Genomic DNA, 12241 nt, shown 5'->3' with positions numbered 1-12241 from the left:
AGGACTCGAACCTAGAAAGACGGCACCAAAAACCGTAGTGTTACCATTACACCATAGACCAGCAGTGCGGTTAAGCGGGTGCAAAATTAAAACTTTATTTAATTTATGCAAACTTTAAATGAAAAATTTTTAAATAAAAAAAAGTCTCTCATTTCTGAGAGACTTTTCTGTTGGTCTACTAGGACTCGAACCTAGAAAGACGGCACCAAAAACCGTAGTGTTACCATTACACCATAGACCAGCAGTGCGGTTAAGCGAGTGCAAATTTAAGTCTTTATTTAGTTTGTGCAAACTTTTTGAGCAAAAAAAATCATTTTTTTTGTTTTTTTTCACATTAAAATCTGCTTCATTACCAAAAACACCTCATAGCCAATATATTACTTTCAACTTATAGTTTTGTAGAATTTTTTGTTAATGCTCGTTTCTTTACACAAAAAAACATTTTCTTTGTAGGATAGAAAAACATTCAAATTTTTAACACCTAAATATGGCACAATTCAATTTCAATAAATGGAATACAATTATTGGTTGGTTTGCATTTGCAATCGCTTTAATAACTTATACATTAACAGTTGAACCTACAATGAGCTTTTGGGATTGCGGAGAATATATTGCTACCGCAGCCAAACTTGAAGTAGGTCACCCACCGGGAGCTCCGCTTTTCCAAATGATGGGTGCATTTTTTGCAATGTTTGCAATAGACGCCCAGCATGTGGCGGTAATGGTTAACATGATGTCTGTTTTCTCTAGCGCATTTACCATATTATTTATGTTCTGGTCATCTTCTATGATTTTGAAAAAGATCGTAGGGCGTTTTGCAGAAATTGACCAAAACAATTCGATTGTTATTTTAGGCAGTTCTTTTGTAGGAGCCTTAGCTTATACATTTTCTGATAGTTTCTGGTTCAATGCAGTAGAAGCCGAAGTTTACGCAATGGCTTCTTTATTAATTGCATTGCTTTTCTGGCTTGGTTTACGTTGGGAACAAGACATGGACAAACCGAAAGGAAACAAATGGCTTTTAATTATTTCTTTGGTTATTGGTCTTTCGTTTGGAGTTCACTTCATGGCTCTTTTAACTATTCCTTCTATTGGATTTTTATACTATTTCAAACATTACGAAAAAGTTACAATCAAAAATTTCATTATTGCTAACATTGTAGTTATTGGAATTTTATTATTCATTTTCAAATTACTTCTTCCTCTTACTATGGCATTTTTCGGAAAAACCGAAATCTTCATGGTAAACAGTATGGGACTTCCATTCAACTCAGGAACTATTTTTGTAGCATTAGTATTTATTGCGTTTTTCTATTTTGGATTAAAATACACAAGACAAAAAGGCTTAATATTCTACAACACTATTATATTATGTATTTTATTCATTTTGATTGGTTTCTCAACTTGGTTAATGCTTCCTGTTCGTGCAAATGCGAATACAGTTATTAACGAAAACAAACCATCTGATGCTACTGAGGTTTTAGCTTACTATAATCGTGAGCAATATGGTGTAAACCCTCTATTTTACGGACCTCAATACACTGAACTTTTTGCTGGTCTTGATGCTAAAACACCTTATTTAGATAAAAAACCAAACTACGAAAGAGATTATAAAACTGGTAAATACATTATTACCAATAATTATAAGAACGCAGAACAAAATTCTGATGACAACCAGAAAGCGGTTCTACCAAGAATGTGGAGTACTGAAACTGGTCATATTCAAAACTATATCAACTTTACAAATCCTCCGAAATTCCGAATCAATCCTAATTACAATTATGATGAAGATTTGGCAAAATACGGAATCGATGCTAGCCAATTAAGTGAAGATGAATACAATAAAGCTACAGCTCAATTACGCAATGAAGTAGAAAAAACAGTTTCTGAATTCAGAAAAGCTTATGCTCAAAAACAAATTGACAACGAAGGTTATGTAAAATTCTTAAGAAGTTACGGCGAATATTTACTTATAGAAAAACCAACTACAGCAGACAATTTCAGTTTCATGTTTGAATATCAATTTGGATACATGTACTGGAGATATTTAATGTGGAATTTTGTTGGACGCCAGAATGACGTTCAAGGTAAATATGATAATCTTGACGGAAACTGGATTAGCGGTATTAAAGCTTTAGATTCTGTTCATTTAGGTTCTCAAGACAATTTACCTTCTGATGTATTAAACAATAAAGGACGCAATGCTTATTATTTCCTTCCTTTTATTTTAGGATTAATTGGTATTATGTACCATGCAAACAAAGATTTAAAGAGTTTCTATGTTCTTTTGGCTTTATTTTTATTTACAGGAATTGCATTAAAAATATATTTAAATGAAAGACCTTTTGAGCCTCGCGAAAGAGATTACGCTCTTGTAGGTTCGTTCTATGTCTTCGCCATCTGGATCGGATTTGGTGTTTATTCGCTCTATGAAAGTCTACAAAAATACTTGGCTCCAAAAATTGCTGGACCAGTACTTATTGCAGGAAGTTTATTGGCTGCACCTGTTTTAATGGCGGCTCAAAACTGGGACGATCACGACAGATCTGGAAGATATACAGCAGTTGCAATGGCAAAAGCTTATTTAAGTTCTTGCGATAAAGATGCTATTTTATTTACGATTGGAGATAACGACACCTTCCCTCTTTGGTACGCACAAGAAATTGAGCATTTCAGAACCGATGTTAAGATTGTAAATACGAGTTTATTTATGACAGATTGGTATATCGATCAAATGAAAGCGAAGTCTTATGAATCTAATCCGTTGCCAATTTCTTTCCAACATAGTCAATATGTGGGAGATAATTTGGATTACACGGCTTATATTCAAAAAATTGATACCCGTTGGAATATTAAAGATTTCATCGATTTCATCAAAAACCCTAAATCGACTGTTGGTTTACAAAACGGACAAACTATCCATTTCTACCCAACAAACAAGATTAGAGTAAATGTGGACAAAAATGTGATTATCCAAAATAAAGTGGTTAATCCTAAATATTACGATTCTATTGTTCCTTATTTAGATATTGATATCAAAGGAAGTGCATTATACAAAAACCGTTTAATGATGCTTGATATCTTAGCGAATAACAACTGGAAAAGACCAATCTACTTTAGTGGTGGTGCTTTTGACGATGAAGATTATTTATGGCTAAAAGATTATCTGCAATTGGACGGAATGGTTTACAAATTGGTTCCAGTTAAAAACGCTCCTTCTAAAGATGGCGGACCATTAGATATGGGACAAATCGATGCAGATAAAATGTACGATATTGTAATGAAATGGGATTGGGGTAACAGCGAAAGTGAAAAAATCTATCACGATCCTGAAACTAGAAGAAACAGTATTACATACCGTACAAATCTTTCAAGATTAATGAATCAGCTTATTGCTGAAGGCAAAATTGACAAAGCTAAAAACGTGATTAACTTAGCAATGACCAAAATGCCTTTAGACAAATATGGCTATTATTCATTAGTTGAAGCTTTTGGAGACGGTTATTATAAAGTTGGAGAAAAAGCTAAAGCGCAAGATCTTCTAAACAAATTGGTTCAGAAATATAAAGAGAACTTGAACTATTACAGCACATTGACTCCTTCTGATCAAACCGATTTAGCAGTAGATATTATTACTGATATTGAACGTTACAGAAGCTTATTGCATGTAATGGATGAAAATAAAGACACTGCTTTTTACAACCAACACAAAACTACATTCAACACTTATGTAAATGTATTTGAGCGTTTTGGACGTGAAAAAGAGTAAATAATATACGAAAATCTTACTTATTAAAAAAATGCAGCGCTGTTTGATAAATAGCGCTGCATTTTTTAATTTTATACATATAATACAATCTTAATTCAAATGAGCTTTTATTGGGTAAAAACTAATGCATTTATCAAAAAGGTGTTTTCTAAATATTGCTGGGACATTCCTAACAACGAAAAGAAAATATACCTCACGTTTGATGATGGCCCAACTCCAGAAATCACAGACTGGGTTTTATCTGAACTAAAAAAGTTTGATGCAAAAGCTACTTTTTTCTGCATTGGAAAAAACATTAAAGCAAACCTAGCTTTATTTGAAAAGTTAATTACCGATGGACATTCAATTGGCAACCATACCATGAATCATGTTAATGGATGGAAAAGCCATACGAATGAATATATCGAGAATGTAAAAAACTGCGCCGCTATTTTAGATGAGCAAGAAAAAACTCCTCACCGCCTACTATTTCGTCCTCCTTACGGAAAAATCAAAAAAGCACAGTCTAAAATCCTTAGAAGTTTAGGCTATAAAATTGTTATGTGGGATGTTTTAAGTGCCGATTTTGACCAAAGCATTACGCCAGAAAAATGTCTTGAAAACGTAACAAAGAATGTGAAATCAGGTAGCGTAATTGTATTTCATGACAGTATTAAGGCTTCTCCAAACTTAAGATTTGCCTTGCCTAGAACACTGCATTTTTTAAAAGAAAACGGATATAAATTTGACATTATTCACTAAATAACATCAATAAAAAGAAGTTATTTAGACGTTAAATTGTTCCTGAACAATTCCGATAATAGTATTCGCATCAAGCTCTCCAGATTGTCTCCAGATCATTTGCCCTTCTTTATAAATCATTAAAGTTGGAAGTCCTTTAATGCGAAGCGCTTCTGCTAGTTCCTGATTTTTATCTACATCAATTTTGATTACTTTGGCTTTATCACCAAGCGCAGCAGCTACGTCCTTAATAACAGGATGCATAGAAACCGAAGATTCATTCCAATCTGTGTAAAAATCAATTAACACTGGAACTTGGGCATTTATTAGTTCTCCAAATTTTGACATAAAACCAAAAAATTTAAGTTTTTTAAATCTTTAAAAAGAAATAAATATAATACAAATTTAGCATTTTTAACGAATTAAGCGACATTACGGCCTTTTTTTAGTTCAATGACTGTTATTTCAGGCATAATTCCAACTCGTCCTGGATAAGCGTGAAAACCGAATCCACGGTTAACATAAACGTATCTTCCGACGTTTTCGTACAATCCAGCCCATTGTTTATAAATATATTGTGCCAAACTCCATTTAAAATATCCTGGAATTTCAATTCCGAATTGCATTCCGTGCGTATGACCTGCAAATGTCAAATGAAAATTCTTTGGATGGTCTTTAATTTCAGCATCCCAATGACTTGGATCGTGACTCATTAAAATTTTAAAATCGTCTTGATGCACATTTTCAGAAGCTTTGTTTAAATCTCCTGCTTTCTTAAAATTCACACCCCAGTTTTCTACACCTATCAAAGCAATTTTGTCATCGCCTTTTTGAATATAAGTGTGTTCATTCAGCATAAGATTAAAACCAATCTGACCGTATAAACTTTTAATTTGATGGAAATTTTCGTCTTTTTCTTTCTCAGACGGCCATGTTACATATTCGCCATAATCATGATTTCCTAAAACAGCAAATTTTCCATATTTATAATCCTTTATACGATTGAAAGTTTCCAACCAAGGATGCATTTCTGTAGCATGCGTATTTACAATATCTCCTGTAAATAAAATCAAATCTGCTTCTTGCGCATTGATCAAATCAATTGCGTAATTAATCTTCTCTGGATTATCAAAGCTTCCGCTATGAACATCAGAAATTTGAGTGATTTTAAAACCGTCAAAAGCATCCGGAAGATCTGGAAAAAACACAGTTTGTTTGATTACTTTGAAGTTATATTTGCCTTCGAAAATTCCGTAAATAATAGACAAAAACGGAATCGCAGCCAATCCTAAAGCGATTTGGCTAACAAATTTTCTTCGATCTGGCATCATTTCCTTTCGCGGAGTATTGTACACGAAATAATTAAGTATGCTGGCTCCTATTCTAATAATATCTTCACCAAACATTATTAAGGTAAGCACAATTTTAGGCACATATACTGCCAGCATCAATCCTGTGGTAAACATAAATTGCTTAGTCTGTCCAACAGATCGGTCTACTTGCGAAAAAGAATATATGATATAGATTAAAATAAGTAAGCTTATAACTTGATAGCTAATCAAAACCCAGCGTGTTTTGATTAAAGTTCGAAAAGCCTGATATGAATAGAACTCAATAAATAATAAAAGAGCGCATAGAATTATAAAACGAAAGATCATTTAATTTATAGTTTTAAACAAAGTAACAAAGAATGAGAATTCTATTTCTTTTTATTATAAAAAATTTAACGCTGTAAAATAAAAAAGCTGAAAGATGGCTCTTTCAGCTTTAACCTACCAACCTTTAAAACTATTTAATCTTAAGACTTAAAATCTTGTTTTATTTTGCTTTTGGTGCTTCTGGTTTTGCAGTTTCTGCTTTTTTCTCACCTTTAGCTTTTTTGTCTGCTTTCTTTTCTGCTTTTTTATCGTGTTTTTCAGTTTTTGTTTCTTTTGCTTGCGCTGGGGTTGTTTGTGCGTTTGCTATTACAAATGTTCCTAAAACTGCTACTGCTAAAATTGCTAATTTTTTCATGATCTTAATTTTTATGATTTGTTATTTTCATTATTTATAAGTCAAAGATAGAATCGCAAAATGAAGACAAAATGAAGATAAAGTCTTACAGGAAATTTTAACTTTTAATTAGCTTTTTCAAACAACAATGTAAAAGTAGTTCCTTGATTTAAAACCGATTTAACTTTGATTTGAATATGATGAAAAGCAGCAATACTTTGTGCAATAGCAAGTCCTAACCCCTGCCCTTCTTGATCTGAACTAATTCTAGCAAAACGACTGAATATTTTTTCAAGTTGTGATTCGTCCATTCCTATCCCTGAATCTTTTACCGAAATAAAATAATGTTCATTGACAAAACCGTCTTCTATAATTATTCCGCCTTTAGGCTTATTATATTTTATAGCATTCGTTACGAGATTATATATAAGGATATGAACTAAGGTTTTATTTCCTATAAAAACAAAATCATTCTCCATTTCGTTCATGAATTGAATATCTCTATCCTCAATTCGATCTTGAAGATCTTCCTGCAAATCAGAAACGATTTCTCTAAGATTAATTTCTTCGTTTGCTTCATATTGATTGTTATCTATTCTAGAAATCAACAGCAAATTATTAATGATTTTTTTCAGCATGTCTAAGGTCTTCAGCGAACCTGCAATTTTATCAACGGCATTATCGTCTAAAGATTCATTTTGCAACAAGTTTTCAAGTTTGTTTTTAAGGAGTGCAATTGGCGTTAAAAGTTCATGTGAAACATTCGAAATAAATTGTTTTTCCTTTTTAAAAACTTCCGTAATTCGATCCATCATTTGGTTTAAAACAAAATCCAATTCTCTAAAATCTCTTGAAGTTGCTTTTATCGGAGTATGATCAAATGTTTCGGGTTCGTTTACACGCCTTATTTTGGTATCAATAATTTTATAAAACGGTTTTAAAAGATATTCGATATAAAAAGTATCAGCCAAAAAAGTAAAAAGAAGAATGACCACAAAAACAATTATAATGAAGAGCTTGATAACAAAAGTCAAATCGTTAACCTCGCTCAAACTACTTCCAATTTCAAGCTGATAATCTTCGCCTTCGTACGTAAAATGATGCTGCAAGATTCGATACTCGCTTTCTTCTCCTTCTATTTTTCGGTATTCATTACTGAAAGTTGTTTTCTTTTGGTGCGGTTGTATTGAAACTCTAGACAACACCAAAAACTCACTATGAAGCGTCGAAAATTCAGAAAAAGCATCTGTTGAATCGTTTGGATCTTCTATAAAATCATTTATTTCTTCTTTATTAAGATGCTCAATAAACTTTTTCTTTTTTTCTAATAAAGTGTTATTGATATGATGATAAACCACATTTTCTACCAAAATAGGAAGCATCAGCCATAAAATCAAAATGACCAATAATCTGGTCAGGGCATTAAAAATGGCTAATTGATGTTTTATTTTCACAAGAATCGATTTATTCGTTTATACGATACCCTACATTTCGAACAGTTTCGAACCAATCTATAGCAGTATGTTTATCCAGTTTTTTTCGGAGATTACGAACATGCACATCTATAAAATTGGAATCTGAATTGACTTCCAAAATATCGCCCCAAATATGCTCTGTTAATTGCAATCTTGTAATAACACGGTTTTTATTGAGAACCAAATACTGAAAAATATCAAATTCTTTTTTGGTTAGATTGATTGGCTGATCGCTAAAGCTTACTTTATAATCCTGAAGTTGCAACAAAAAACCGTGAATGCTCAAATTATTTAAAGTAAACCCATGAATTCTGCGAATAACTGCAAATAATCTAGCGGCCAATTCTGTCAAAGCAAAAGGTTTTGTCAAATAATCATCGGCTCCTAGATGAAGTCCGTTAATCCTGTCATCCAATTCTCCACGCGCAGTTAGCACAATTACCGCAATTTTCGATTTTGTTTTTCTGATTGCCTGCAAAACTTCAAAACCATCGCCATCGGGCAAACCAAGATCCAAAAGCATAACATCATAATCATTACTTCCAAATTCGTCTAAAGCATCAGCACAATTATTGGCAATTTTACAAATATAACCTGCGTTGCATAGAAAATCATACACTTCTACAGCAAGCTCTTTATTATCTTCAACAATTAAAACATTCATAAACCTAACATTTAAGCGCAATTAAAATTAATCAATTATAAAAAATGGAGTAGCGCATTATTAAAAAATTAACGAATGCAAAAAAGCTGATAAATTTCTTCATCAGCTTATTCAATCGCATTCTCATAATCATTATTCCTGTTTTGCCTTCGTTACAATGCTTCGAAAACAAAACGAGAGCAATTTTTATTTTTTAGCTTTTGCAGTTTCTGGCTTAGCAGCTTCTGGTTTGGCTGCCATTGGTTTTGCAGCTTCTGTTTTCGCTTTTTTATCAGATTTGTGTTTAGGATGTTTTGTCGCTTTTACTTCTTTTGCTGGAGCTGTTTTTCCATCTTTTGCAGGAAATGCGTGAATCATTGCACTTGTTCCTAAAACTGCCACTAGTAACATTAATAAATTTCTCATGATTTCTAATATTTATGAATTAATAATTTTTATTTTACAGATCAAAATTACCTTCTGAAAATGAAGCCTAAATGAAGAAATCACTGAATAAAAAATTTTAACTTGATATTAACGCTTTGCTGGTTTTCTACCACATAAGTTATATAAGTTCATTTAAATTAAACGGTAAAGATCTAGACGCACTGCAGTGCGTCTCTACTAAAATGAACTTATATAACTTATATCGTTCAAAAAATTAATTTTCGAAAACCAAATCGTTTTTTAAAACCCAATTGTTTATTTTTACAGACTAATATTTTTAATATGTCAACTCAAAAACGCCTTTTTCTTCTAGATGCTTATGCACTAATTTTTCGTGGTTATTATGCCTTTATAAAAAACCCGAGAATCAACTCAAAAGGAATGGATACATCTGCAATTATGGGTTTTATGAACTCACTTTTGGATGTTATTAAAAGAGAAAAACCAGATCATTTGGCCGTTGCTTTTGACAAAGGCGGCAGTCATGTAAGAACTGAAATGTTTGTTGAATACAAAGCAAACCGTGATGCTACACCAGAGGCAATTAAAATTGCCGTTCCCTATATTCAGGAATTATTAAAAGCCATGCACATTCCGATTATTGAACTTGAAGGTTGTGAAGCCGACGACTTAATTGGAACTATTGCAAAACAAGCAGAAAAACAAAATTACAAAGTCTTCATGGTAACGCCAGATAAGGATTTTGCTCAATTGGTTTCTGAAAATATCTTTATGTACAAGCCTGCCCGAATGGGTAACGGAATCGAAATTTGGGGTGTTCCTGAGGTTTTGGCAAAATTTGAGATTGAAAGACCTGAGCAAGTAATTGATTTTCTTGGAATGATGGGTGATGCTATCGATAATATTCCAGGATTACCAGGCGTTGGAGAAGTAACAGCTAAGAAGTTCCTGAAAGAATTTGGAACAATGGAAAACCTTTTAGAAAATACCCATTTACTAAAAGGGAAGATGAAAGAAAATATCGAAGCAAACAAAGAAAAAGGTATTCTTTCTAAAAAACTGGCAGCAATTATTACAGATTGTGATGTTGCTTTTAATGAAGAAGATTATGAGCTTTCTCGCCCAGATATCGAAAAAACAGATGCTATTTTTCAGGAATTAGAATTCAGAAGAATGGCTGAACAGTTTGACAATTTATTTAAAACAGACGGCACTCAGACTGCAACTTCAGATGCTAAACCAGCGAAAAAAGCAGCGGCTAAAAACGAAGATCAATTTGATCTTTTTGGAAGTTCAGATGAAGATGGAGATACAGATGCGCCGAGAACTTCTTTCTATAATACTTTAGAAAACACAGAACATTCGTATCAGACTGTTCAAGGTGATTTAGGAATTAAATTGCTTTTGCAAAATTTACAAAAACAGCCTTCGGTTTGTTTTGATACTGAAACAACAGGAATCGATGCGCTGCATGCAGAATTGGTCGGAATGTCTTTTGCTTATGAAAAAGGGAAAGCATTTTATGTTCCGTTTCCAGAAAATCAGGAAGAAGCAAAAATTTTAGTGGATAAATTTGTTCCGTTTTTTGAAAATGAAAATATTGAGAAAATCGGACAAAACTTAAAATACGATTTAAAAATCCTTTCTAATTACGGAGTTACTGTAAAAGGAAAACTTTTTGATACCATGATCGCTCATTATCTGATTAATCCAGATATGCGTCATAATATGGATATTTTGGCGGAAACGTATTTAAAATATTCTCCAAAATCTATTGAAACTTTAATTGGTAAAAAAGGAAAAAACCAGCTTACTATGCGCGATGTTCCTTTGGAAGACATTAAAGAATATGCTGCTGAAGATGCCGATATTACTTTACAATTAAAAGAAATCTTTACAACGCAATTAGATAAAACTGAAACGAAAAAGTTATTTGATGATATCGAAATTCCGTTAGTAAGCGTTTTAGCAGATATGGAAACGGAAGGTATTCGTTTAGATGTTGATTTCTTAAAAGGAATGTCAACAGAAATGGATGTCGAAATCAAATCTTTGGAACAAAAAATCTATGAAACGGCTGGAGAAAAGTTCAACTTAGCTTCACCAAAGCAGTTAGGAGATATTTTATTCGAAAAACTTAAAATTGGCGGAGCAAAACAAAAGAAAACTAAAACGGGTCAATATGCAACTGGTGAGGAAGTTTTGACTTATCTAGCAAATGACAACCCAATTGTAAAAGATATTTTGGATTGGCGTCAAATGGTAAAACTTCAGAGTACTTATATTTTGGCTTTACCAGAACAAGTTGACAAAAAGACTTTACGTGTTCACACCGATTATATGCAGGCGGTTGCGGCAACTGGTCGTTTGAGTTCTAACAATCCAAACTTGCAGAATATTCCAATTCGTACCGAAAGAGGACGTCAGATTCGTAAAGCTTTTGTCGCTCGCGATGAAAATTACACTTTAATCTCTGCCGATTATTCTCAAATTGAATTACGAATTATTGCAGCTTTAAGCGGAGAAGAAAATATGATTGCCGCTTTCCAAAACGGAGAAGATATTCACAGAGCTACAGCAGCAAAAGTATTTGACGTAGCTTTAGAAGAAGTTTCGCGCGAGCAAAGAAGTAATGCTAAAACAGTAAACTTCGGAATTATCTATGGTGTTTCTGCTTTTGGTTTGAGCAACCAGACTTCGCTTTCTAGAAGTGAAAGTGCCGCTTTGATTGATGCTTATTACAAAACATATCCGCGTCTTAAATCTTATATTTCAGAGCAAGTAGATTTTGCAAGAGAAAAAGGTTATGTACAGACTATTTTAGGTCGTCGCAGATATTTAAAAGATATTAACTCTGCAAATGCTGTTGTTAGAAGCGCCGCTGAACGAAATGCCGTAAACGCACCAATTCAAGGAAGTGCTGCCGATGTGATCAAAATTGCTATGATCAACATTCATAAAAAACTTCGTGACGAAAACTGGAAATCTAAAATGTTGCTTCAAGTGCATGATGAGCTTGTGTTCGATGTTCACAACGATGAACTCGAAAAAATCCAACCTATGATTAAACACGAAATGGAAAATGCATTTAAAATGTCGGTTCCTTTAGAAGTTGAAATTGGTCTAGGAAAAGACTGGTTAGAAGCGCACTAAAAATTAAATTACCTTAATATTATAAAAAGCCATTCGAATTGAATGGCTTTTTTTATTCAACAAAATAAGCCCCTTTTAAAT

9 protein-coding genes and 1 tRNA gene are annotated in these 12241 nt (G+C 32.9%); 3 read left to right on the top strand and 7 right to left on the bottom strand.

Features of this window, described 5'->3' with window-relative positions:
* Window positions 1-170: 170 nt before the first annotated feature.
* Window positions 171-241, bottom strand: a tRNA-Gln gene (locus tag ACE01P_RS16825).
* A gap of 246 nt (window positions 242-487) precedes the next feature.
* Between ACE01P_RS16825 and ACE01P_RS16820 the strand changes: the two genes are divergently transcribed.
* Window positions 488-3769 carry a DUF2723 domain-containing protein gene (locus tag ACE01P_RS16820; RefSeq protein ID WP_379700047.1) on the top strand — a complete coding sequence of 1094 codons (3282 nt, stop codon included), beginning with the start codon at window positions 488-490 and terminating at the stop codon, window positions 3767-3769.
* 99 nt (window positions 3770-3868) lie between these two features.
* Window positions 3869-4510 carry a polysaccharide deacetylase family protein gene (locus ACE01P_RS16815; protein ID WP_379700046.1) on the top strand — a complete coding sequence of 214 codons (642 nt, stop codon included), beginning with the start codon at window positions 3869-3871 and terminating at the stop codon, window positions 4508-4510.
* Window positions 4511-4534: 24 nt separating this feature from the next.
* Here the strand turns inward: ACE01P_RS16815 and ACE01P_RS16810 are convergent, their stop codons facing one another.
* The 6 genes from ACE01P_RS16810 to ACE01P_RS16785 all read right to left on the bottom strand — a co-directional run bounded on the left by ACE01P_RS16810 (window position 4535) and on the right by ACE01P_RS16785 (window position 9025).
* Window positions 4535-4837, bottom strand: coding sequence for a co-chaperone YbbN (locus ACE01P_RS16810; protein ID WP_008466807.1), 303 nt, complete (start codon window positions 4835-4837; stop codon window positions 4535-4537).
* A gap of 74 nt (window positions 4838-4911) precedes the next feature.
* Window positions 4912-6147, bottom strand: coding sequence for a metallophosphoesterase (locus ACE01P_RS16805; RefSeq protein ID WP_379700045.1), 1236 nt, complete (start codon window positions 6145-6147; stop codon window positions 4912-4914).
* Window positions 6148-6307: 160 nt separating this feature from the next.
* Window positions 6308-6502, bottom strand: coding sequence for a hypothetical protein (locus ACE01P_RS16800; protein ID WP_379700044.1), 195 nt, complete (start codon window positions 6500-6502; stop codon window positions 6308-6310).
* 104 nt (window positions 6503-6606) lie between these two features.
* Window positions 6607-7935, bottom strand: coding sequence for a sensor histidine kinase (locus ACE01P_RS16795; RefSeq protein WP_379700043.1), 1329 nt, complete (start codon window positions 7933-7935; stop codon window positions 6607-6609).
* 10 nt (window positions 7936-7945) lie between these two features.
* A complete protein-coding gene (locus ACE01P_RS16790; protein WP_379700042.1) occupies window positions 7946-8620 on the bottom strand; it encodes a response regulator transcription factor in 675 nt (224 codons plus the stop codon).
* A gap of 186 nt (window positions 8621-8806) precedes the next feature.
* Complete coding sequence (locus ACE01P_RS16785) at window positions 8807-9025, bottom strand: hypothetical protein (protein WP_379700041.1); 219 nt, start codon at window positions 9023-9025, stop codon at window positions 8807-8809.
* A gap of 303 nt (window positions 9026-9328) precedes the next feature.
* On the opposite strand from ACE01P_RS16785, the gene polA reads away from it, so the two are divergent.
* Window positions 9329-12160 (top strand): DNA polymerase I, encoded by a 2832-nt coding sequence (gene polA, locus ACE01P_RS16780; protein ID WP_379700040.1) that lies wholly within the window; start codon window positions 9329-9331, stop codon window positions 12158-12160.
* Window positions 12161-12241: the final 81 nt, after the last annotated feature.

It is taken from the genome of Flavobacterium sp. HJSW_4 (assembly GCF_042436695.1).
Lineage (GTDB): Bacteria > Bacteroidota > Bacteroidia > Flavobacteriales > Flavobacteriaceae > Flavobacterium.
This window is presented reverse-complemented; position numbering and strand designations above follow the sequence as displayed.